Annotated in this window: 10 protein-coding genes; all 10 read left to right on the top strand. The window is 75.3% G+C overall.

The annotated features are described in order from the left end of the window. The first annotated feature begins 43 nt into the window (after positions 1–43). Positions 44–973, top strand: a complete 930-nt coding sequence (locus ACFVU7_RS13195; protein WP_049655080.1) for a 3-oxoacyl-[acyl-carrier-protein] synthase III C-terminal domain-containing protein — start codon at positions 44–46, stop codon at positions 971–973. Further along, positions 973–2,382 (top strand): hypothetical protein, encoded by a 1,410-nt coding sequence (locus ACFVU7_RS13190; RefSeq protein ID WP_388045067.1) that lies wholly within the window; start codon positions 973–975, stop codon positions 2,380–2,382. The genes ACFVU7_RS13195 and ACFVU7_RS13190 overlap by 1 nt, the downstream gene beginning before the upstream one ends. Then, positions 2,379–3,665 (top strand): type III PLP-dependent enzyme, encoded by a 1,287-nt coding sequence (locus ACFVU7_RS13185; RefSeq protein ID WP_074002434.1) that lies wholly within the window; start codon positions 2,379–2,381, stop codon positions 3,663–3,665. Before ACFVU7_RS13190 ends, ACFVU7_RS13185 begins: the two co-directional genes overlap by 4 nt. A 44-nt stretch (positions 3,666–3,709) precedes the next feature. Then, positions 3,710–3,979, top strand: coding sequence for an acyl carrier protein (locus ACFVU7_RS13180; protein ID WP_049655074.1), 270 nt, complete (start codon positions 3,710–3,712; stop codon positions 3,977–3,979). A 2-nt stretch (positions 3,980–3,981) separates the two neighbouring features. Then, positions 3,982–4,878, top strand: a complete 897-nt coding sequence (locus tag ACFVU7_RS13175) for a hypothetical protein (RefSeq protein ID WP_388045066.1) — start codon at positions 3,982–3,984, stop codon at positions 4,876–4,878. Next, positions 4,875–5,570 (top strand): hypothetical protein, encoded by a 696-nt coding sequence (locus tag ACFVU7_RS13170; RefSeq protein WP_388045065.1) that lies wholly within the window; start codon positions 4,875–4,877, stop codon positions 5,568–5,570. Before ACFVU7_RS13175 ends, ACFVU7_RS13170 begins: the two co-directional genes overlap by 4 nt. Then, positions 5,567–6,721, top strand: coding sequence for an acyl-CoA dehydrogenase family protein (locus ACFVU7_RS13165; protein ID WP_388045064.1), 1,155 nt, complete (start codon positions 5,567–5,569; stop codon positions 6,719–6,721). The genes ACFVU7_RS13170 and ACFVU7_RS13165 overlap by 4 nt, the downstream gene beginning before the upstream one ends. 191 nt (positions 6,722–6,912) lie before the next feature. Next, positions 6,913–7,932, top strand: a complete 1,020-nt coding sequence (sbnA, locus tag ACFVU7_RS13160) for a 2,3-diaminopropionate biosynthesis protein SbnA (protein ID WP_049658253.1) — start codon at positions 6,913–6,915, stop codon at positions 7,930–7,932. Next, positions 7,932–22,877, top strand: coding sequence for an amino acid adenylation domain-containing protein (locus tag ACFVU7_RS13155; protein WP_388045063.1), 14,946 nt, complete (start codon positions 7,932–7,934; stop codon positions 22,875–22,877). The genes sbnA and ACFVU7_RS13155 overlap by 1 nt, the downstream gene beginning before the upstream one ends. Next, complete coding sequence (locus ACFVU7_RS13150) at positions 22,871–23,689, top strand: ABC transporter permease (protein WP_049649277.1); 819 nt, start codon at positions 22,871–22,873, stop codon at positions 23,687–23,689. The genes ACFVU7_RS13155 and ACFVU7_RS13150 overlap by 7 nt, the downstream gene beginning before the upstream one ends. Positions 23,690–23,704 lie beyond the last annotated feature (15 nt).

Genomic DNA, 23,704 nt, shown 5'->3' with positions numbered 1-23,704 from the left:
ATCTGGTGGGGCTCCGATCCTTGTCGCGAGGAGGCCCCGTCGCATGACGTCGATAGAAGCGGTATCGAGCTACCTGCCACCGACGGTCTCGGTCGAACAGCTGCGGGAGCCGCTGGGGCTGACCGACCAGCAGGTGCGCCGGTTCACCAGGCTGTACGGCCTCGACCGGATCTGCCAGGCGCCCGACCAGTCCGAGGCGGAACTGCTGGCCACCGCGGCGGGCAAGCTCGACGCCCTCGCCGGGCAGGAGGACCGGATCCGGTACGTGGTGCGCGCCAAGGGGCTGCGCACCACCGCACCGTACCCGGTCAGCCCGCTGCGGACGGTCTGCGAGTCGCTGGGGCTGCGCCGGGCGAAGGTCTTCTCGGTGGCCGACCACGGCTGCGCGACCGGACTGCTCGCGGTGGACGCGGCCGGCACCCTGCTGGCGGCGGACGGCGACCCGGACGCGCTCGCGCTGGTGCTGGCCGGGGACAAGACGCTCACCCCGTTCTCCCAGTGGGTCGAGGACGTCTCGATCATGGGCGAGGGCGTCACCGCCGTCCTGGTGGGCGCCGGCGGCGACCGCAACCGGGTGCTCGGCTACCACGCCCGCATCCACGGCCGCGAGGACGGCGTCATCGACCTCGACGCCGAGGGCGCCCGCGAGGCCAAGCGGATCTACCAGGACGCGATGGCCGAGGTCATCGACGGCGCCCTGGCCGCGGCCGGCCTGGCCGTCGGCGACCTCGACCTGGTGCTGCCGCACAACGTCAACCGGGTCTCCTGGACGGTCGCCGCCAACGCGCTCGGCATCGACCGGGACCGCATCTTCCTGGAGAACATCGGCCGGACCGGCCACTGCTTCTGCGCCGACCCCTTCATCAACTACCAGTCGGCGCTCGAACTCGGCCTGCTGCGGCCCGGGGACACCTACCTGATGACCTCCGCGGGGCTCGGCCAGTCCTTCGCCGCGATGGTCGTGAGGCACTGATGGGCGCCCGCGACGGGGGCCGGACCCCCGATGCCGCCGATGCCCCCGATGCCGCCGACCGGCTGGCCCTCGCCCTGACCGGCTCCCCCGACGCCCGGCTGCTCTTCCTGGGCAACTTCGAGGTGGAGCAGCAGTGGGCGCTCGGCGAGCACACCCTGCCCCGGCTCTCCGCCGCCACCTCCAGCGCCGTGGTCAACCGGATGGACGAGTTCGCGCTGCTGCTGGCCGGCGGCCGGGACCACGTGGTGCTCAAGACCCGGCCGGACGGCGACTACCTCGGCTACCTGGCCGGGCTCGGCCTGGACCTGCCGCGGATCCACGTCCCCGCCGCCCAGGACCCGCAGCGCACCGTCACCGAGGACGCCCTGGCCGACCCGGCCCTGCTCGCCGAACTGGCGGGCCTGGCCGCCGACGGCTGCCGGATCGCCGCCCACGGCGTGTCCGAGCCGGAGGAGCGCCTCGCCGCGGCCACCGGGCTGCGCCTGGCCGGGCCGGACGCGGCCACCTGCAAGGCCGTCAACAGCAAGGTCTACAGCCGCCGGATCGCCGACGAGCTCGGCCTGCGCCAGCCCCGGGGCTGGGCCTGCGAGACGCTCGCCGAACTCGCCGACGCCTTCGCGGCGGTGGACGCCGAGCTCGGCGACGGCCGGGCCGTGGTGAAGGAGGCGTTCGGCGTCTCCGGCAAGGGCATCGCCCGGCTGACCAGCCGGCGCCGCGGCGAGCGGATCCTCGGGCTGATCGCCAAGCAGGTCGAGGCCTCCGGCCGGCCGCGGATCGCCATGGTGGTCGAGGAGTGGGTCGCCAAGAGCACCGACCTCAACTACCAGTTCACGGTGGGCCTGGACGGCTCGGTGGCGTTCGACTTCGTCAAGGAGCAGCTCACCGAGGACGGCGTCCACAAGGGCCACCGGATGCCCGCCCGGCTCGGCGCCGACCAGGTCGACGAGCTGCGCACCGCCGCGGACCTGCTCGGCAAGCGGCTGGCCGCGGACGGCTTCCACGGCGTGGTGGGCGTGGACGCCATGGTGGACCCGGACGGCGGGATCTACCCGGTCGTGGAGATCAACGCCCGCAACAACATGTCCACCTACCAGGTCCGTCTGCAGGAACGGTTCGTCAAGCCGGAACAGGTCGCCGTCGCCCGCCACTACCCGCTGCGGCTGACCGCACCGCTGGCCTTCGACGAACTGCGCCGGCTGCTCGACGGCCTGCTGCTCGACCCGGCCGGCGGCACCGGCCTGCTGGTGAACAACTTCGCCACCGTCAACGCGGCGTTCACCGGCGGCGACGCCCCGGTCGACGGCCGGCTGTACGGGATCGTCCTCGCGGACTCGGCGGAGGAACTGACCACCATCGACGCGGAGATCGCCGACCGGCTCGACCGGCGGGAGAGAGGGGACCGGCCATGAGCGACGTCTTCGAGATCCAGGGCACACCCGTCACCGAGATCGCCCAGCGGTACGGCACCCCGCTCTTCCTCTACGACGGGGACGCCCTGACCGGGCGGATGCGCGACCTGCGCGAACACCTGGACCCCAGGCTCCAGGTGTTCTTCTCCCTCAAGTCCAACCCCAACCTCGCCATCTGCGCCCTGCTCCACGCCCACGGCGCCCGCGCCGAGGTCTCCTCGCTCACCGAGCTGCGCACCGCCCGGCAGGCCGGGGTGGCCGGCCGGGACATCCTCTTCCTCGGGCCGGGCAAGAGCCGGGAGGAACTGCTCGCCTGCCTGGACGAGGAGATCGCGGCGATCGTCTGCGAGTCCCTCCAGGAACTCGCGCTGATCGACGAACTCGCCCGCGAGCGCGGCACGGTGGCGCCGGTCGCGCTGCGGGTCAACCCGAGCTTCTCGGTCAAGGGCTCCGGCCTCACCATGGGCGGCAAGCCCCGCCAGTTCGGCATGGACGAGGCCCAACTCCTGGCCGACCCGGGGCTGGTGGCGCGCCACCCGGCGGTGCGGGTGATGGGCGTCCAGGTCTACATGGGCACCCGCATCCTGGTCGAGGACACCATCGTCGAGAACACCGAGCGGATCTTCGACCTGGCCGAACGCCTCAGCGCCGCCCTGGACTTCGAGCTGGAGCTGGTGGACGTCGGCGGCGGGCTCGGCGTCGCCTACTTCGACGGCGAACGGGACCTCGACCTGCCGAAGCTCGCCGCCGGGATCAACCCGCTGGTCGCCGCGTTCGCCGAACGCCACCCCGGCACCCGGCTGGTGATGGAGCTCGGCCGCTACCTCACCGCGCTGGCCGGCACCTACGTCACCCGGATCCGGTACGTGAAGGAGTCGCTGGGCGAGCGCTTCGCGGTCGCCGACGGCGGCACCCACCACCACATGGCGGCGGTCGGCATCGGCTCCTTCGTCAAGCGCAACTTCCCGATGCTGCTGCTCAACCGGCTCGACGAGCCCGCCACCGAGGTCTGGAACGTCACCGGCCCGCTCTGCACGCCCAACGACACGCTGGCCAAGAAGGCCGAGCTGCCGCCGGTACGGCCGGGCGACCTGCTCGGCGTGCTGCGCTCCGGCGCGTACGGGCCGACCGCCTCCCCCGTGCACTTCCTCAGCCACGGCTACCCGGCCGAGGTGCTGGTGCTCGACGGCGAGGCGCACCTGGTCCGCGAGCCCGACCGCCCGGAGGACCTGCTGCGCCACCAGCGCCCGATCGCCCCCGAACTCCTCGGCCGCTCCAGCTAGTTGCCGCACGTCCCCACCCCCAACCCCCGGAAGGAGTGCCGACCATGACCGGAGCCACCGGCACGGACCGCGCGCGGATCGTCACCGAGATCTCCGCCGCCCTCGGCGAGGTGCTCGACTACGACCTGCCCGAACTCACCGAGGAGTCCCGGCTCTTCGACGAGCTCGGCCTCGACTCCACCGGCGTCTTCGAGCTGCTGATGCGGCTGGAGGAGTCGCTGGACGTCGAGTTCGACACCGACTCGCTGGAGATGGCCCACTTCGCGAGCGTCCGCTCGCTGGCCGACTTCGTGGCCACGGAACTGGGCGGCTGAGCATGCCGGTCCGGACCGTACCGACGAAGGGCCCCTGGGAGGCGCCCGCCGTCTTCCCGCTCGGGCTCGCCGCGATCACCCACCGGAGGTTCCCGCCGGGCCGGGCACGGATCGACGACGCCTTCTCGCTGCGCCACTTCGCCGACCTGACGGCCGCCTACGGCGTCGACCACCGGCCGGAGCTGGTCCGGGAGGCGGCCGGGAACACCTTCGCCGACATGGCCGGGGAGCTGCTCGCCGCGCTCGACCCGCAGGACCGACGAGCGGCAGCGGCCACGCAGGCGCCGCCGATCGACCTGGCCGTGGTCGCCCACGCCACCCCGGACCTGGACTGCCGGCTCGCCGCCGTCACCAGCCTCTCCGAGCGCGTCCCCGGCGGGCCGCTCTCCTTCGCCGTCTCCGAGTGCGGCTCCAACGCCCCCTTCGCCGCGCTGCGGCTGGCCGACGCCTACGCCCGGCGGCACGACCTGCGCAGCGTCGCGGTGTTCGTGCTCGACCAGGCCACCTTCCCGTACGAGACCGGACGGGACCTCGCCGGGGACGCCGGCCTCGCGCTGCTGCTGACCGACACCGGCTCCCTCGGCCGGCTCACCCTGTGGCAGCGCACCGGCACCGGACCGGACGACGTGCCGGCCGCCGTCCGCACCGCCCTGGCCGAACTGGATGCCACCGACTGCCCGTTGGTCCTCGGCGCCACCCTCGACCCGGCGCGCGACCTGCCCGGCCACCCCGGCCGGATCGTGCGCACCCCGCCGGGCCACCCGGCCTCCGGCACCCTCACCGCCCTCGCCGCCGACCCCGCCTGGGCGGCCGGGAGGGAGGAGCGGATCGCCGTCGTCGACCACGAGCCCGACACCGGCGACCTGGCCGTCTGCCTGATCGAACGGGGCGGGCGGTGACCACCGTGACGCACCGGGACACGGACCTGTGGCCCCGCTGCCAGGACGCCGCCCGGCAGCGGGGCCTCGCCCCGGCGCTGCGGCTGCTCGCCTCCGCCCTGACGCCCGGCCTGCTGCCCTGCGGGCCGGGCGGGCACACCGTGGCCGACGCCCGGACCTTCGGCGAGGCCGGCGGGCTCTGGGTGGCCGGCGCCACCCGGCCGCGCCGCCCCGCCGACGAGGCCGTGCTGTCGCGCACCGCGCTGCCCGGCGGCGAGGTGGTCGCCGCCACCGTCACGACCGCGCCGCCGGCCCGGCGCGGCGCGGCCGAGCGGGAGGCCGGCGCCGCCTTCGTCCTGGGCCTGGCCTGGGTGCGGCTCGGCCTGTCGGAGTCGCTGCGCTCGGCCTGCCTGGGCTACCTGGGCCGGCGCCGCAGCGGCGACTCGTACCTGTTGCAGCAGCAGCTGGTGAAGGGCACCGTCGCCGAGGCGGTGGCCGACCACCTGGAGGTCCGGGCGGTGCTGTCCGGCGCCGGGCCGGGCGACCTGCCCGCCGCGGTGCTGGCGGACGTCCACGCCCGGATCACCGCGGCCGACCGGGAGCAGGTCCGGCTGCTGGGCGCCAGCGGCTACCTGCGGGACGGCCCCGGGATGCCCTGCTACCTGTCGGAGCTGCTGGCGGAGGTCCACGTGACCGGGGAGGAACCACGATGACCGGGCCGGACGGGCACCTGGCCGCGCTGCGCGCCAGGGCCCGCGAGTGGGGCGCCGGGCTGCGCCCGCTCGCGCTGGAGATCGACCGCGACCCGGAGGCGATCCGGCTCCACCTGGACCTCCCGGCCGTGCGCTACCTGGCGACGATGGGCATCCCGGCCGCGTACGGGAACGAGCCGGAGAAGATCGACGGGCAGCGCCACTTCGGCGACTCGGCGCTGGAACGCGCCGTCGTCATGGAGGAGCTCGCCCGCGCCGACGTCGGCGCGATGGTCGCCTCGCCGGGCCCGTTCCTGGCCGGCGTCGCGGTCGGCCTGTGCGCCGACGAGCGGCAGAAGGAGTGGTTCTACGGCCGGATGCTGCGCGAACCCCTGTGGACCTGCTTCGCGCTGACCGAACCGGACCGCGGCTCGGACGCGGCGGCCCTGACCACCGCGCTGACCCCCGCCCCGGGCGGGGCGCTGCTCAGCGGCGAGAAGCGCTACGTGGGCAACGCCTCGCGGGCCCGGCTCGCGGTGGTCTTCGCCCGCACCCGGCCCGGCCCGCTCGGCATCACCGCCGTCCTGGTCGACACCGACACCCCAGGGTTCGACGCCGAGCCGCTGGACATGCTGGGGCTGCGCGGCGCGCGGATCAGCGCCGTCCGGCTGGAGTCGGTGGCCGTCCCCGAGGAACACGTCCTCGGCCGCCACCTCCCGGCCAGCCGGCGCGGGGTCTGGTCCTTCGTCCAGATCTTCAACCAGCTGCGCCCGGGCGTCGCGGCGATCGCGGTCGGGATCGCCCGCGCCGCCCACGACTACGTGACCGCGCACCGCGGCCCGCTGCGCACCGCCGAGCAGGAGCGGCTGGACGCGATCGGCCGCCGGATCGACGCCGTCCATCGCCTGGTGCTGGACGCCGCCGCGACGGTCGACGCCCGGCCGGCCGACGGCCACCTCGCCTCGGCCGCCAAACTGCGCGCCGCCCGGCTCGCCGAGGACGTGACGCTGGCGGCCTGCGGCTTCTTCGGGCCCGGGGCCCGGCTGGCGCACCCGCTGCTGGACAAGCTCGCGCGCGACGCCCGGGCGATGGAGTTCCTCGAGGGCGCCGCCAACATCCACCGGCTGAACCTCTTCCAGGGACTGCTCACCGGCAAGGTCGGGCGCGCCTAGCAGCGCCTCCCGGGGCCGCCCCGGCAGGCGCCCCCGGCGGCGCCCCGGGGCCCGTCCCGGGCCTCTGACCAGGGCCTTCGCCCCATCAGTTGCGAATCAGTGCGACGTCAGTGTGTTCGGAAACCATGGGGCCATCGCTTCGGACCGATTGGGCACCCGCTACCACGGAACGACCGGGTGGGAGTAGACGCATGCCAGTTATCACGACACCGCAGGAATTCGACGTCGAGGACCTGTACGTCGACCTCCGACGGATGATCGGCCGTCCGCTGTACCTCAAGTGCGAGGGCTTCAACTTCGCCGGCTCGGTCAAACTGCGGGCGGCGGGCGAGATGGTGGACTCCGCCTTCCGGTCCGGGGCGCTGCGGCCGGGGATGACCATCGTGGAGAGCTCCTCCGGGAACCTCGGCGTGGCGCTGAGCCTCGTCGCGGCGAGCCGGGGGCTCACCTTCGTCTGCGTCACCGACTCCCGCTGCACCACCGTCTCCCGGCGGCTGATGCAGCGCCTGGGCGCCGACGTGCGGGTGGTGACCGAGCCCGACCCGCAGCGCGGCCTGCTCGGCGCCCGGCTCGACCTGGTCGCCCGGCTGTGCGCCGAGCACCGGGACTTCCACTGGCTCAACCAGTACGCCAACCCGGGCAACTGGACCGCCCACTACCGCACCACCGGGCCGCAGATCGCCAAGGCCTTCCCGGAGCTGGACGTGCTGTTCGTCGGCGCCGGGACCACCGGCACCCTGATGGGCTGCGCCCGGTACTTCCGGGAGAACAACCCGGGGGTGACGATCGTCGCGGTCGACGCCGTCGGCTCGGTCAACTTCGGCCACGAGCCGGGCGGCCGGCTGATCCCCGGCATCGGCACCAGCGTCCGGCCCGCCATCCTCGACGAGTCCTACGTGGACGACACCGTGCTGGTCGCCGAGACCGACACCGTCCGGGCCTGCCGCGCCCTGCTGCGCGAGGGCTTCCTGCTCGGCGGCTCGACCGGCACGGTGCTCAGCGGGGCGGCCCGCTGGCTGGGCGCCAACCGGCCGGACGAGGAGCTGACCGCCGTGGCCATCGCGCCCGACCTCGGCGAACGCTACCTGGACACCGTCTACGACGACGCGTGGGTGCTGGAGTCCTTCGGCCCCGACGCCCTGGCCGCCGAGGCGGCCGCCCCCGGTACCGGCCTCGCCTCGATCGGCCCGACCTCCGTTGGGAGCCTGTGATGACATCGGTCCTGGGGACCTCGCTGCCGCTCACCGCCGGCCAGACGGAGATCTGGCTCGACGTCAACGGGGCCGGCGGGAGCAACGCGTACAACTCGGCCGGCTACCTGGACGTCCGCGGCCCGCTGGACCGGGCCCGCTTCCGCACCGCGCTGGGCCGGCTGGTCGAGGAGGCGCAGTGCCTGCGCGCCCAGTTCCTCGACGTCGACGGCGAACCCCGCCAGCGCCTCCGCGAGGTCGCCGAACTCCCGCTCGACGAGCTGGACTTCGGCGCCGATCCCGATCCGTCCGCGGCGGCGCTGGACTGGATGCGGACGGACCTGGCGAAGCCCTACGACCCCGCCGGGTTCCCGCTGTTCAGGCTCGCCGTCCTCACCCTGGGCCCGGACCGGGCGCTCTTCTACCTCTCCGTCCACCACCTGCTGTGCGACGGCTTCAGCCAGGTGGTGCTCTGGCGCCGGCTGGCCGAACTGTACGAGGCCGACGGCGGGGACGCCGGCCCGGCCCTGCCCCCGCTCGCCGACCTGCTCGCCGCCGAGGCCGCCTACCTCGGCTCCTCCCGGGCCCGGCGGGACGCCGAGTTCTGGCAGCGCCGGTTCCCCGAGCCGCCCGAGCCCGCCGACCTCTCCCACCGGGAGCCCGCGACGGCCGCGCCGCAGGGCTTCCTGCGCCGCACCGCCGCCCTGTCCGCCGGCACCAGCGTCCGGCTGCGCGCGGCCGCCAGCCGCGCGGACGTCACCTGGCCGACCGCGGTGATGGCGGCGGTCGCCGTGTACACCCAGCGGATGACCGGGGTCGAGGACGTCCTGCTGACCCTGCCGGTGACCGCCCGGCCGACCGCCCACGAGCGGTCGATCCCCGGCATGCTGGCCAACTACCTGCCGCTGCGGGTGCCCGTCCGCCCCGCCCTGACCAGGGCCGGGCTGCTGCGCCGGACCTCCAAGGAGCTGGCCCAGGCGCTCCGCCACCAGCGCCACCGGGTCAGCGCGATCCGCCGCGCCATGGGGCTGCGCAGCGACGACCGGCGGCCCTTCGGACCGTTCGTCAACCTGCTGCCGCAGCAGGCCGAACTGGCCCTCGGGCCGTGCACGGCCCGCGTGGTCAACCTGTCGACCGGGCTGATCGACGACCTGATGGTCACCGTGGTCGAGACCGCCGGGGCCGGCATCGAGCTGCACCTCAACGGCAACCCGGACCGCTACACCGACGCGGAGATCGACGGCCACCTCGCCCGGCTGGTGGAGTTCCTGGACCGCTTCGCCGAGGCCGGGGACGAGCAGCCGGTCGGCGGCCTGGCCGTGGACACCGGGGACCGCGCCGCCTGGGTGCGGGAGTCGAGCGGGCCCGAGCGCCCGGCGGGCTTCGACTGCGCGGTGGCCCGGATCCGCGAACTCGCCGCCCGGCGGCCCGAGGCCGTGGCGGTCGCCGAGGACGGCGGCACGACCACGTACGCCGAGCTGGTCGGCCGGGCCAGCGCCCTCTCCCGCCGGGTCGGCGACGCCGGCCTGGTGGCCCTGCTGGTCACCCCGGGCTCCGACTTCATCGCCTCGGTGCTCGGCGTGATCGGCGCCGGCGCGGCCTACGTCCCGCTGGACCCGGGCGCGCCCGAGGCCAGGACCGTCGCCCTGCTCGCCGAGAACGGGATCACCACCGTGGTCGCGGACGCCGCCCACCGGCCGCTCGCCGAACGGGTGGCGGCCGCCGCCGGCCGACCGGTCCGGCTGCTGGAGGTCTCCGCGCGGGAGCGGGACGCCGCCGACGACCTCGCGCCGGTCCTCGGCGCCCCGCTGGACCTGGCGTACGTGATCTTCACCTCCGGGTCCACCGGGGCGCCCAAGGGCGCCATGGTGCACCGCGCGGGGATGGTCAACCACCTGCTGGCGAAGGTCGACGACCTGGCGCTGGACGCGGCCGACAGCGTGGTGCAGAACGCCCCGGTCACCTTCGACGTGTCGGTGTGGCAGATGCTCGCGCCGCTGGTGGTCGGCGGCCGGGTCCGGGTGGTGCGCCGGGAGACCGCGGCCGACCCCGACCTGCTGTTCGCCCTCGCCGACACCGAGGACGTCACCGTCCTGGAGGTCGTCCCCTCACTGCTGCGCGCCGCCCTGGACGCCTGGGACCTGGGCGCCGGCGCTCCCGTGCTGGCCGCGCTGCGCCACCTGGTGGCGACCGGCGAGGCGCTGCCCGCCGACCTGTGCCGGCCCTGGACCAGCCGCTACCCGCTGGTCGGGCTGGTCAACGCGTACGGGCCCACCGAGTGCTCGGACGACGTCACCCACGCGCACCTCGGCCACGGGCTCCCCGAACACGGCGCCGTCCCGATCGGCCGCCCGGTCCGCAACACCCGGCTCTACGTGCTCGACGACGCCCTGCTCCCGGTCCCCCAGGGCGCGCCCGGCGAGCTGTACGTCGGCGGCACCGGCGTCGGCCGCGGCTACCTGGCCGACCCGGCCCGCTCCGCCGCCGCGTTCGTGCCAGACCCGTACGGCCCGGCGGGCAGCCGGATGTACCGCACCGGCGACCGCGTGGTGCGCGGCACGGACGGGCAACTGGTCTTCCTGGACCGCCGGGACAACCAGGTGAAGGTGCGCGGCCACCGGATCGAGCTCGGCGAGATCGAGGCGGCGCTGCGCGCGCTGCCGGACGTCTCCGACGCGGCGGTACGGGCGGTCGGCGGCACCGGCGGGAGCACCCGGCTGGTCGGCTACTGCGTCCCGCGCGCCGGGGCCGTGCTCGACCCGGCCGGGGTCCGCGAGCGCCTGGCCGCCGTCCTGCCGGAGTACATGGTGCCGCCGAACGTCCTGCTCCTGGACGCCCTGCCGCTGACCCCGCACGGCAAGGTCGACCGCCGGGCGCTGCCCGACCCGGCACCCGCCGGCGCCGAGGCCCCGGCCCGGCCGGACACGCCGCGCAGCCGGGCCGAGGAGATCGTCTGCGCCGCGTTCGCCGAGGTCCTCGGCGTGCCGGAGGTCCGCCCCGGCGACAACTTCTTCGAGCTGGGCGGGGACAGCATCAGCGCCATCCTGGCGGTCGGCCACGCCCGCCGGGCCGGACTGACCGTCACCCCGCTGCAGATCCGCACCCACCACACCCCCGCCGCCATCGCGGCGCTCGCCGCACCGGGCGGCCCGGCCCGCCCGGCCGCCGCGCCGGACGACACCGGCGAGGTCGAACTCCTGCCGATCGCCCACCAGTTGCGCGAGGACCTCGGCGTCCTGGACGAGCGGACCAGGGAGTACAGCCAGTACCAGGTGCTCACCACCCCGGCCGGCCTGGACCTCGACCGGCTGACCGCGGCCACCGCCGTCCTGCTGGACCACCACGCCGCGCTGCGGTCGCGGCTGACCGTGGTGGCGCCGGGCCTGTGGTCCCTGGAGGCCCTGCCCAGGGGCGCCGTCCGGGCCGCCGACGCGGTCCGCCGGGTCGACGTCTCGGCGCTCGCCGACGACCCGGCCGCGCTGGCCGCCGCCGTCGACGAGCAGATCGCCGCGGCCCGCACCGGGCTGGCCCCCGAGGACGGCGCCGTGACCCGGCTCGTCCTGCTCGACGCCGGCCCCGGCCGCCCCGGCCGGCTGGTCTGGCTGACCCACCACCTGTGCGTGGACGGGGTCTCCTGGCGGGTCCTGGTCGCCGACCTCGCCGCCGCCTGCCGGGGCCTCGCCCCGGAACCGGTCGGCACCTCCTACCGCCGCTGGTCGCAGCTGCTCGGCGAGCAGGCCCGCACCGCTGATCGGGTGCGCGAATTCCCGCTGTGGGCCGAGCAGTCGGCGGCCTCGGAGCCGCTCGGCTCCCGTCCGCTGGACCCCGAGCGGGACGTGTACGGCTCCGCCCACCGGCTCCGGCTGGAGCTGCCCGCGGCCACCACCGCGACACTGCTCGCCGGCGCCCGCCGGGTCTACGGCGGGGAGATCAACGACCTGCTGCTGACCGGCCTCGCGCTCGCCGTCGCCGACTGGCGCCGGCACCGCGACCGCCCGGCCGGCGCCGTCACCGTCGAACTGGAGGGCCACGGCCGCGAGCCGTTCACCGACAAGGCCGAACTCTCCCGTACGGTCGGCTGGTTCACCAGCGTCTTCCCGGTACGACTGGACCCGGGCGACGCCGGGCGCGAGCCGCTCGACGCGGCCGTGCGCCGGGTGCGGCAGCAGCTCGGCCGGCTGCCCGACCACGGGCTCGGCCACGGGCTGCTGCGCCACCTCAACCCGCAGACCGTCACCGCCCTGGCCCGGCACGGCGTGCCGGAGCTCGGCTTCAACTACCTCGGCCGGTTCCGGACCGACCGGGACGAGAGCGCCGGGGACTGGCTGCCGGACGCCCGGCACGCCGTCGTCGGCACCGGGGTGCACCCGAGCATGCCGCTGCGACACGTGCTCGCGGCCACGCCCGTCACCGAGGACCGGCCGGACGGGCCGCACCTGGTCGCCGACTGGCTCTGGGCCCCGGAGGCACTGGCCGACGCCGACGCCGAGCACATCGCCCGCGCCTGGTTCCGCGCCCTCGAAGCCCTGGCCGCCCACGCCTCCCACACCGAGCAGGCCGTCCCCGGCGAGCAGGACGGGGCGGCGGACGGCGAGGCGCTGGAGCTGTCACCGCTCCAGAAGGGCCTGATCTTCCAGACGGAGTTCGACAAGCAGGGCATGAACTCCTACCTGATGCAGGCCGTCCTCGACATCGAGGGGCCCTTCGACCCGGCCGCGCTGCGCACCGCGGCCGCCGCGCTGCTGGCCCGGCACGCCGGCCTGCGGGTGCACTTCCCCGAGCGGTCCGCCGAGGACGCCCGGCAGGTCGTGGCCGCCGCGGTGCCGGTGCCCTGGGAGGAGGTCGACCTGTCCGGGCTCCCCACCGAAGCGGAGCGGACGGCCGAGGCCGAACGGCTGACCGACGCGGACTGGACCCGCGGCTTCGACCTGGCGCGGCCCCCGCTGCTGCGCTTCACCGTGCTCCGGCTGGCCCCCGACCGGGTCCGGCTGCTCTGGACCCTGCACCACCTGCTGGTGGACGGCTGGTCGATGGGCGTGATCGCCCAGGAGCTGTTCACCCTGTACGCCACCGGAGGCGATCCGGCCGTCCTGCCCCCGGCGCCCTCCTACCGGGCGTACTTCGACTGGCTCGCCGCCCAGGACACCGAGGCCGCCCGCGCGGCCTGGCGGCAGGCACTGGACGGGCTGGGCGAGCCGCTGCGGCTCGGCACGGCCGACCGGCCGGGCGACCCGGGGCTGCCCGAGGCCGTCGACCTCGCCCTGCCCGAGGAGCTCACCGCCCGGCTGGTCGCCTGGGCCCGCGCGGAGAACCTCACCCTCAACACCGTCCTCCAGGGCTGCTGGGCGCTGCTGCTCGGCCGGCTCACCGACGCCCCGGACGTGGTGTTCGGCGCGGTCAACTCGGTGCGGCCGCCGGAGCTTCCGGGCATCGAGTCGCTGGTCGGCCTCTTCCTGAACATGCTCCCGGTACGGGTGCGGCTCGACCCGGACCTGCCCGTCGCCGCGCTCCTCCACCGGATCGACGAGCAGCAGACGGCCCTGCTCGACCACCGGCACCTCGGCCTGGCCGAGGTGCAGCGGATCGCCGGGGCCGGCGAGCTGTTCGACACCGTGTTCAGCTACCAGAACCAGCCGCAGGCCGACGTCGGCCGGCTCAACGCACTGGTGCCCGAGCTGCGGCTGGGCAACGCCCGCACCCGGCTGGCCGGCGAGCGCGGCCTCGCGGTCCTCGCCTACCCGGACACCCGGCTGACGCTGAGCGCCCAGTTCCGCCCCGACCGCTACGACCGCGACGAGGTCGTCCGCATCCTGGACCGCTTCGCCCACGTGGTGGAGAGCGTCCTGGCGGCCCCGGACGTCCCGCTCCGCCGGCTGCCCCTGCTCACCGACGAGGAGCACCACCGGATCCTCGGCGACTGGGCCGGACAAGCCAGTGCCGCCCCGCGCACCGTCGTCCCCGCGCTGTTCGCCGCCCAGGTCGCCCGGGCGCCCGAGGCCGTGGCCGTGGTCTTCGAGGACCGCAAGACGACCTACCGCGAGCTGGACGAGCGCTCCAACCGGCTGGCCCGGCTGCTGATCGCCCACGGCGTCGGACCGGAGCGGATCATCGCGCTGGCCGTACCCGACCCGGTCGAGATGACCTGCGCCGTCCTGGCGGCGCTCAAGACCGGCGCCGCGTACCTGCCGATCGACCCCAAGTACCCCGCCGACCGGATCGCCTTCATGCTGGCCGACAGCCGGCCCGCCGTCCTGCTCACCACCGCCGCCCTCGCCCCGCAGCTCGCCGGGGCCGACTGCCGCACGGTGCTGCTCGACGACCCGGCCACCCTGGCGGAGCTGGCCGGCCTCCCGGCGCACGCCCCGCAGGACGCCGAGCGGACCGCCCCGCTGCTGCCCCGGCACCCGGCGTACGTCATCTACACCTCCGGATCGACCGGCCGGCCCAAGGGCGTGACGGTCGACCACTCCGGCTTCGCCGCGATGGTGGCGAGCCTGGTCGAGCGCTTCGGCGTCGGCCCGGACACCCGGGTGCTGAAGTTCGCCTCGTTCAGCTTCGACGCCTCGGTCTGGGAGCTGAGCCTGTCACTGCTCGGCGGCGGCACCCTGGTGGTCGCCGACGAGGAGTGCCGGGTCCCCGGCCGGCCGCTGGTCGACCTGATCCACCGCCACCGGGTGAACCTCGCCGGGCTGCCGCCGGTGGTCGCCGCCGCGCTCCCGGACGGCACCCGGCTGCCCGCCGACCTGACCATGGTCGTCGCCGGGGAGGCCTGCCCGCCGCACGTGGTGGACCGCTGGTCCGGGCAGCTGCAGATGATCAACGGCTACGGGCCCACCGAGGCCGTCCTCGCCTCGACGGTGAGCGAACGGCTGGGTGGCGAACGGCTCAGTGGTGGCGAACGGCTCAGTGGTGGCGAACGGCTCGGCGGCTCGGGCCGGCCCCCGATCGGCCGGCCCACCCGGGCCCACCGGGTCTACGTGCTCGACTCCGCGCTGCGGCCCGTCCCGGCCGGGGTGGTCGGCGAACTCTACGTCGGCGGCAACCTGGCCCGCGGCTACCTGGACCGGCCCGGCCTGACCTCCGAACGCTTCGTCGCCGATCCCTTCGGCCCCGCCGGCGAGCGGATGTACCGCACCGGAGACCTGGCGAGCTGGCGCCCCGACGGCCAACTCGACTACGCCGGACGGGCCGACGACCAGGTGCAGCTGCGCGGCTTCCGGATCGAACTCGGCGAGATCGAGTCCGTGCTGACCGGCCGGCCCGAGGTGGCGCAGGCCGCCGTCGTGGTCCGCACCGACGACGGCGAGGACCGGCTGGTGGCCTACGTGGTCGCCCGGCCCCCGGCCGTACCGGACCCGGCCGCGCTGCGGGAGCGGGTCGCCGAGGCCCTGCCCGAGTACATGGTCCCGGCCGCCGTCGTCGTGCTCGACGCGCTACCGCTGACCCCGCAGGGCAAGCTGGACCGCCGGGCCCTGCCCGCCCCCGACAGCGCCCCCGCCCCGGCGGGCCGGCTGCCGCGCACCCCGGTCGAGGAGATCCTCGGCGGGATCTTCGCGGACGCGCTCGGCCGGACCGCCGTCGGCATCGACGACGACTTCTTCGACCTCGGCGGCCACTCCCTGTTGGCCACCCAGGTGATCAGCAGGGTCCGCTCCGCCCTGGGCACCGAGGTGCCGATCCGTACGCTCTTCGAGCAGCGGACGGTGGCCGGCGTCGCCCGGGAGCTCGCGGCCGGCGGCGCGGTCCGGCCGCCGCTGCGGCCCGCCGCCCAGGGCGACCGCTCCGGTGAACTATCGTTCGCCCAGCGGCGGTTGTGGTTCCTGAACCGGCTGGAGCCGGGCTCGGCGGCCTACAACGTGACCTTCGCGGTCCGGCTCTCCGGGGCCCTGGACACCGCCGCGCTGGACGCGGCGCTGGCCGACCTGGTCGAGCGGCACGAGGTGCTGCGCACGGTCTTCCCGGAGACCGACGGCGAACCCCGCCAGGAAGTGCTGGGCACGGAGGCCTGGACCGGGCTCACCGTCCGGGAGGCCGCCGAGACCCCGGCGGAGGCCGCCCGCGGTTTCGACCTGTCGACCGAACTCCCGCTGCGGGCCGCCCTGTTGCGCACCGGTCCGGCGGAGCACCTGCTGCTGCTGATCGTCCACCACATCGCCTGGGACGGCTGGTCCGCCGCACCGCTCACCCGGGACCTCTCGCGGGCGTACGCGGCGCGGGCACGCGGTGCGGCCCCCGCGTGGGAGCCACTGCCGGTGCAGTACGCGGACTACACCCTCTGGCAGCAGGACCTCCTCGGCGAGGACCACGACCAGACCTCCCTGGCCGCACAGCAGTTGGCGTACTGGACGGAGAACCTCGCCGACCTCCCCGAGGAACTCGCCCTGCCCTTCGACCGCCCCCGCCCCAAGGTCGCCACCCACCGCGGCGGCACCGTCCCCTTCCGCATCCACCCCGACACCCACGACCGCCTCGCCCACCTCGCCCGCGACAACGGCGCCTCCCTCTTCATGGTCCTCCAGGCCGCCCTCGCCGCCCTCCTCACCCGCCTCGGCGCCGGCCACGACATCCCCATCGGCTCCCCCATCGCCGGACGCACCGACGACGCCATGGAAGACCTCGTCGGCTGCTTCATGAACACCCTCGTCCTGCGCACCGACACCACCGGCGACCCCGCCTTCACCCAACTCCTCGACCGAGCCCGGGAAACCGCCCTCAAGGCCTACGAACACCAGGACATCCCCTTCGAACGACTCGTCGAAGTCCTCGACCCCGCACGCTCCATGGGCCGCAACCCGCTCTTCCAGGTCATGCTGGTGCTCCAGAACAACACCCGCCCCGAGCTGGCCCTGCCCGGCGTCCGGGCGGCCTTCGAGCCGCCGGCCGCCGACTCGGTCAAGTTCGACCTGAACTTCTTCCTGGCCGAACAGCAGGACGCCGGCGCCGCCCCGGCCGGCATCGACGGCTTCCTGGAGTACAGCGCGGACGTGTTCGAGCCGGCCACCGCGGAGGCCCTGGTCGCCCGCCTGGTCCGGCTGCTCGACCAGGTCGCCCGCGACCCGGGGCTCCCGCTGGGGCGGCTCGACCTGCTGTCCGAGCGCGAGCACCGGCAGGTCCTCACCGAGTGGAACGACACCGCCGGCGGCCACCCGGGCACCACCGTCGTCGCCCTCTTCGAGGCCCAGGCCGCCCGCACCCCCGAGGCCGTCGCCGTCCGCAGCGACACCACCGCCCTGACCTACGCGGAACTCGACGCCCGGGCCAACCGCCTCGCCCGCCACCTCATCGGCCGGGGCGTCGGACCGGAGAGCACGGTGGCGCTCGCGGCACCCCGGTCGCCGCACATGGTCGTCGCCCTGCTGGCCGTGCTCAAGGCCGGCGGCGCGCACCTGCCCGTCGACCTGGCGTACCCGGCCGACCGCGTCCGGCTGATGCTCGACGACGCCGCGCCCGTCCTCCTGCTGACCGACAGCGCGACCGCCGGACAGCTGCCGGAGACCGGCCTGCCCCGCCTGCTGCTGGACGACCCGGCACTGGAGCGCGCCACGGCCGCCCTCCCCGGCACCGCCCCCACGGACGCGGACCGCACCTGCCCGCTGCTGCCCGACCACCCGGCGTACGTCATCTACACCTCGGGCTCCACCGGCCGGCCCAAGGGCGTGCTCGGACTGCACCGCGCCCTGGTCAACCGGCTGACCTGGTTCGCCGAGGAGCTCCCCGAGCAGCGGGAGGCCGCGATCCTGGCGAAGTCGCCGGTCAGCGTCATCGACGGGATCACCGAGCTGCTGGCGCCGCTGCTGTCCGGCGGCTCGACCGTCCTGGTCGACGCCGACACGGCCCGGAGCGTACCCGAGCTCGCGGCGGCCACGGCCCGGCACGGCATCGCCCGGCTCACCGTCGTGCCCAGCCTGCTGAACGCCTTCCTGGACAGCGCCGAGCCAACCGCCGTCGCGGGCTGCGCGGTCTGGATCTGCAGCGGCGAGCAGCTGCCCGCCGCCACCGTCCGGGCGTTCCGGCAGGCCCTGCCCTCGGCCCGGCTGCTCAACTTCTACGGCGCCTCGGAGGCCGGTGCCGTCGCGACCCGGGGCGAGGTGTGCGCCGGGCCGGACGGCGCCGACACCCTGATCGGCCGTCCGATCTGGAACATGCGGGCGTACGTGCTGGACGACGGGCTGCGGCCGGTGCCCCCGGGCGTGGCCGGCGAGCTGTACCTGGCCGGCGCCGGACTCGCCCGCGGCTACACCGGACGACCCGGCCTCACCGCCACCCGCTTCCTCGCCTGCCCCTACGAGCCCGGCGAGCGCATGTACCGCACCGGCGACCTCGTCCGCTGGACCCCCGACGGCCACCTCGTCTACCTCGGCCGCGCCGACACCCAGGTCAAGATCCGCGGCTTCCGCGTCGAACCCGGCGAGATCGAAGCCGTCCTCACCACCCACCCCACCGTCCGCACCGCCGTCGCCGTCGCCCGCACCGACGGCCCCACCGGCCCCACCCTCGTCGCCTACGTCACCCCCACCCCCGGCACCGCACCCGACCCCGCCGCCCTGCGCGACCACACCGCCGACCACCTGCCCGACCACATGGTCCCGGCCGCCGTCCTCGTGCTCGACGAACTCCCCCTCACCCCGAGCGGGAAGATCGACCGCAACCGGCTGCCCGCCCCCGACTTCACCCCCGTCGCCGCCCGGCCGCCCCGCACCCCGGCCGAGGAGCGCCTCTGCGCCCTCTACGCCGAGGTCCTGGCCCTGCCCCGGGTCGGCATCGACGACAGCTTCTTCGACCTCGGCGGCCACTCGCTGCTGGCGACCAGGCTGGTCAGCCGGATCCGTACGGCACTGGGCTCGACCGTCTCGATCCGGGACGTGTTCGAGGCGCCGACAGTGGCCAGGCTGGCCGGCCGCCTCCACCGGGACCGCTCCGCGCGGCCCGCGCTGCGGCCCGGACCGCGCCCTGCCGCTCTGCCGCTGTCCTCCGCCCAGCGGCGGCTGTGGTTCCTGAACCGGCTGGAGCCCGGCTCGGCGGCCTACAACATGGCCTTCGCGGTCCGGCTCTCCGGGGCGCTGGACGTCACGGCGCTGGAGGCGGCGCTGGCCGACCTGGTCGAGCGGCACGAGGTGCTGCGCACCGTCTTCCCGGAGACCGACGGCGAGCCCCGCCAGGAGGTCCTGGGCACGGAGGCCTGGACCGGACTCACCGTCCGGGAGACCTCCCCCGCCGAGGCCCCGGCGGAAGCCGCCCGCGAGGCCGGCCGCGGCTTCGACCTCGCGACCCGGCTCCCCGTCCGCGCGACGCTGCTGCGCACCGGCCCGGCGGAGCACCTGCTCCTGCTGATCGTCCACCACATCGTGGCCGACGGCTGGTCCGCCACCCCGCTGGCCCGGGACCTCTCGCGGGCGTACGCGGCCCGGTCCACCGGCACCGCTCCGAGCTGGGAGCCGCTGCCGGTGCAGTACGCGGACTACACCCTCTGGCAGCAGGACCTCCTCGGCGAGGACCACGACCAAACCTCGCTGGCCGCACAGCAGTTGGCGTACTGGACGGAGAACCTCGCCGACCTCCCCGAGGAACTCGCCCTGCCCTTCGACCGCCCCCGCCCCAAGGTCGCCACCCACCGCGGCGGCACCGTCCCCTTCCGCGTCCACCCCGACACCCACGACCGACTCGCCCACCTCGCCCGCGACAACGGCGCCTCCCTCTTCATGGTCCTCCAGGCCGCCCTCGCCGCCCTCCTCACCCGCCTCGGCGCCGGCCACGACATCCCCATCGGCTCCCCCATCGCCGGACGCACCGACGACGCCACGGAAGACCTCGTCGGCTGCTTCATGAACACCCTCGTCCTGCGCACCGACACCAGCGGCGACCCCGCCTTCACCCAACTCCTCGACCGCGCCCGGGAAACCGCCCTCAAGGCCTACGAACACCAGGACATCCCCTTCGAACGACTCGTCGAAGTCCTCGACCCCGCACGCTCCATGGGCCGCAACCCGCTCTTCCAGGTCATGCTGGCCCTCCAGAACAACACCCAACCGTCCCTGGACCTCCCGGGGTTGACGGCGACGGAGCAGCCGGTCGGGGCGGACGGCGCCAAGTTCGACCTGTCCCTGGCCGTCACCGAGCGCCGCCGCCAGGACGACTCCGCGAGCGACTCCCCGGGCGACTCCGCGGGCGACTCCGCGGCCGGTCTCGTCGGCATCCTGGAGTACAACGCCGACGTGTTCGAGCCGGCCACCGCCGAGGCCCTGGCCGCCCGGCTGGTCCGACTGCTCGACCAGGTCGCCCGCGACCCGCGGACACCGCTGTCCCGGCTGGACGTCCTCACTCCGGAGGAGCACCGGCAGGTCCTCACCGAGTGGAACGACACCGCGGCCGACGACGCTTCTCCCGCCGGCACCGCCACCACCGTCGTCGCCCTCTTCGAGGCCCAGGCCGCCCGCACCCCCGAGGCCGTCGCCGTCCTCACCGACACCACCGCCCTCACCTACGCCGAACTCGACGCCCGGGCCAACCGGCTCGCCCGCCACCTGGTCGACCGCGGGGTCGTCCCGGACCGGCCGGTGGCCCTGTCGCTGCCCCGGACGGCGGAGATGGTGGTGGCACAGCTGGCCGTCCTGAAGAGCGGCGCCGCCTACCTGCCGGTCGACCCGGCGCTCCCGGCCGACCGCGTCCGGCTGATGCTCGACGACGCCGCGCCCGTCCTCCTGCTGACCGAACTCGCCATCGCCGCACGGCTTCCGCGCACCGGCGTGCCCACGGTCGTGCTGGACGACCCCGAGGTCGACGCCGCGCTGGCCGCCCTCGACGGCCGGCCGCTGACCGACGCCGAGCGGGCCGCCCCGCTGCACGGCTCCCGGCTGGCCTACCTGCTCTTCACCTCCGGCTCCACCGGGCGGCCCAAGGGCGTCATGGTCGAGCACCGGTCGCTGCTGAACCTGCTGGTGTCCACCCGGGAGCGCTTCCCGCTGGAGGCCCACGACCGGCTGCTGGCCGTCACCACCTGGTCCTTCGACATCTCCGGCCTGGAGGTCTACCTGCCGCTGCTGTCCGGCGCCGGCCTGGTCGTCGGCGCGGAGGGAGTCGCCCTGGACCCGGCCGCGCTGGCCGCCTCCCTCGAACGCGACGGCATCACGATCATGCAGGCGACCCCGGCGCTCTGGCAGGAACTCGTGCTCCACCGCCCCGAGTCGGTGCGCGGCCTGCGCGTCCTGATCGGCGGTGAGGCGGTCCCGCCCGCCCTGGCCGACGCCCTGGCCGCCCGGGCCGACACCGTCACCAACCTGTACGGGCCGACCGAGACCACCATCTGGTCCACGGCGGCCGGGCTGGCGGGCGACGGGGTCGTGACGCTGGGCCGCCCGATCCGCAACACCCGGGCGTACGTGCTGGACGACGGGCTGCGGCCGGTGCCCCCGGGTGTGGCCGGCGAGCTGTACCTGGCCGGCGCCGGACTCGCCCGCGGCTACGCCGGACGCCCCGGCCTCACCGCCACCCGCTTCCTCGCCTGCCCCTACGAGCCCGGCTCCCGGATGTACCGCACCGGAGACCTCGTCCGCTGGACCCCCGACGGCCGACTCCTCTACCTCGGCCGCGCCGACACCCAGGTCAAGATCCGCGGCTTCCGCGTCGAACCCGGCGAGATCGAAGCCGTCCTCACCACCCACCCCACCGTCCGCACCGCCGTCGCCATCGCCCGTACCGACGGCCCCGCCGGCGCCACCCTCGTCGCCTACGTCACCCCCACCCCCGGCACCGCCCCCGACCCCGCCGCCCTGCGCGACCACACCGCCGACCACCTGCCCGGGTACATGGTCCCCGGCGCGGTCGTGGTGCTCGACGAACTCCCGCTCAACCCCAACGGCAAGATCGACCGCAACCGCCTCCCCGCCCCCGACTTCACCCCCGCCGCCGCGCGCCGCCCCCGCAACCCCGTCGAAGAGGCCCTCGGCGCGCTCTTCGCCGAGGTCCTCGGCCTCCCCGAGGTCGGCATCGACGACAGCTTCTTCGACCTCGGCGGCCACTCGCTGCTGGCGGTCCGGCTGGTCGGCCGGGCCCAGTCGGCCGGGCTCCGGCTGGCGGTGGCGGACGTCGTCCTGCACCGCACCGTCGCGGAACTGGCCAAGCGGGCCCGCCCGACCGCCTCCGCCGAACAGTCCGCGGACGCCTTCGCGCCCGTCCTGCCGATCCGGCCGGACGGCGACGCGCCCCCGCTGTTCCTGGTGCACAGCGGACTCGGCTTCAGCCTGCCCTACCTGGGCCTGGCCCGGTACCTCGATCCGCGCTACCCGCTGTACGGCCTCCAGTCGCCCGCACTGGACGCCGCCGCCCCGCTGCCCGAGTCCATCCGGTCGGTGGCCGAGGACTACGTCCGGACCATCCGGCGGCTGCGGCCGCACGGCCCGTACCGGCTGCTCGGCTGGTCCTACGGCGGCGTGCTCGCCCACGAGATCGCCGTCCGGCTCCAGGAGGCCGGCGAACAGGTCGACTTCCTGGCCGACCTGGACGGCTATCCCGGCCGCACCGGCCGCGACGAGAGCGGCCAGGACGACCGCGAACTCCTGCTGCGCGCCCTGGAGGCGCTCGGCCACCGGCGCGACGAGCTGGCCGGCCCCGGCCGCACCCGCGCCGCCCTGCTCGACCTGCTGCGGCGCGAGGCCGGCCCGCTGGCCGACCTCGACGAGGAGTCGCTGCTGCGGCTGCTGCGGCTGTCGCGCCACCACGGCGCGCTGATGGAGCGCTTCACCCCCGGCCGGTTCACCGGGGACCTCCACCTGTTCGCGGCCGCCGAGGAGTGGACCGCGGACCAACTCGCCGACCAGACCGGCCGATGGGAGCAGCACGTGAACGGACGGGTGGTCGTCCACCGGATCGCCGCCGGCCACGAGTACCTGATGCACGCCGGGCCGCAGGCCGTCATCGGACGGCTGGTCGACGCCGAGCTGCGCCGCCTGGACGGGAGCCCGGAATGCTGACCGCCGTCACCCCCCGCCCCCGCTCGGCGCCGCTCGCCCTGCTCCTCGAATCCGTCACCGTCGCCGGACGGCGCCTGCGGCGGCTGCGCCGGGCACCCGGCCGGCTGATCGGCATCGTGATGAACCCGCTCATCTCGATGATCGTGCTCGGCTACCTGTTCCAGGGCTCGCTGTCCTTCTCCGGCCGCGGCAGCTACCAGGAGTACATCTTCGCGGGCGCGGCCGCCCAGGTCGGCCTGGCCGGGATCGGCCCGACCGCGGTCGCCGTCGCGGCGGACCTGCGCGGCGGCCTGGTCGACCGGTTCCGCAGCATGCCGATCTCCAGACCGGCCGTGCTGGTCGGCCACACCCTCGGCGACCTGGTCGTCGGGCTGATCGGCCTGGCCGTGGTCACGGCGGCCGGCCTGGCGTTCGGCTGGCGCCCGCACAGCGGCGTGCTGCCCTTCCTCGCCGGACTCGCCCTGCTCACCGCCTTCATGTACGCGATGCTCTGGGTCGGCCTGATGCTCGGGATGTTCTCCCGCACCATGGAGACCATCAACGTCGTCGCCGGGCTGGTCACCGTCCTGCTGACCTTCCTCTCCAACGCCTTCCAGTCCGTCGACCGGCTGCCGGGCTGGCTGCGGCTGGTCGCCGAGTGGAACCCGGTCAGCGCCGTGGTGACGGCCCTGCGGCGGCTGTGGGGCAACCCGGACGCGGCCGGCAGCGCCGCCACCCCGAGCCTCTCGCTCACCATCGCCGCCTCGCTCGGGACCGTCTTCGTCGTCACCGTGCTGCTGAGCCTGCGCCGCTACCGGTCCGCGGTCTCCTGACCCCGCCCTCCCGGC

Source organism: Kitasatospora sp. NPDC058046 (assembly GCF_042885595.1).
Taxonomy (GTDB): domain Bacteria; phylum Actinomycetota; class Actinomycetes; order Streptomycetales; family Streptomycetaceae; genus Kitasatospora.
Note: the sequence above shows the minus strand (reverse complement) of the source record. Positions and strands in the feature narration are given on the sequence as shown.

Excerpts from the sequence above, each read along its gene's own strand:
- ACFVU7_RS13195 (WP_049655080.1), top strand. The coding sequence starts at position 44 with ATGACGTCGATAGAAGCGGTATCGAGCTACCTGCCACCGACGGTCTCG.
- ACFVU7_RS13190 (WP_388045067.1), top strand. The coding sequence starts at position 973 with ATGGGCGCCCGCGACGGGGGCCGGACCCCCGATGCCGCCGATGCCCCC.
- ACFVU7_RS13185 (WP_074002434.1), top strand. The coding sequence starts at position 2,379 with ATGAGCGACGTCTTCGAGATCCAGGGCACACCCGTCACCGAGATCGCC.
- ACFVU7_RS13180 (WP_049655074.1), top strand. The coding sequence starts at position 3,710 with ATGACCGGAGCCACCGGCACGGACCGCGCGCGGATCGTCACCGAGATC.
- ACFVU7_RS13175 (WP_388045066.1), top strand. The coding sequence starts at position 3,982 with ATGCCGGTCCGGACCGTACCGACGAAGGGCCCCTGGGAGGCGCCCGCC.
- ACFVU7_RS13165 (WP_388045064.1), top strand. The coding sequence starts at position 5,567 with ATGACCGGGCCGGACGGGCACCTGGCCGCGCTGCGCGCCAGGGCCCGC.
- sbnA (WP_049658253.1), top strand. The coding sequence starts at position 6,913 with ATGCCAGTTATCACGACACCGCAGGAATTCGACGTCGAGGACCTGTAC.
- ACFVU7_RS13155 (WP_388045063.1), top strand. The coding sequence starts at position 7,932 with ATGACATCGGTCCTGGGGACCTCGCTGCCGCTCACCGCCGGCCAGACG.
- ACFVU7_RS13150 (WP_049649277.1), top strand. The coding sequence starts at position 22,871 with ATGCTGACCGCCGTCACCCCCCGCCCCCGCTCGGCGCCGCTCGCCCTG.